This window comes from Psychrobacter sp. GW64-MNA-CIBAN-0177, from assembly GCF_040309585.1.
Classification (GTDB): Bacteria; Pseudomonadota; Gammaproteobacteria; order Pseudomonadales; family Moraxellaceae; genus Psychrobacter; species Psychrobacter okhotskensis.
The window spans coordinates 1-276 of the sequence record NZ_JBEOOY010000196.1 but is presented as its reverse complement, the minus strand read 5'-3'; the positions used below and the strand labels follow the sequence as shown (position 1 = coordinate 276).

The 276-nt window shown below is 38.0% G+C and carries 1 protein-coding gene; it reads right to left on the bottom strand.

Features of this window, described 5'->3' with window-relative positions:
• Positions 1-12: 12 nt before the first annotated feature.
• Positions 13-276 (bottom strand): response regulator (locus tag AAEY79_RS14750; RefSeq protein WP_352289093.1); only part of this gene is annotated, 264 nt, incomplete at its 5' end.

Sequence of the window (276 nt, the reverse complement as noted above, 5' to 3'; positions counted from 1 at the left end):
CCTCTCCCCTTATTAACCTAAGCGTTCGAACACTTTTTCTAATTTAGTTTTTAATGTACCCGCAGTAAATGGCTTAACAATATAACCATTAACACCTGCTTGGGCTGCTGCAATAATTTGCTCTTTCTTAGCTTCTGCAGTAACCATTAAAACCGGAAGATGCTTTAATTTGTCATCTGCGCGTATTGCTCTTAACAAGTCAATACCTTGCATGCCCGGCATATTCCAATCTGTTACTACAAAGTCAAATGATTGATTTTGCAACATAGGTAAAGC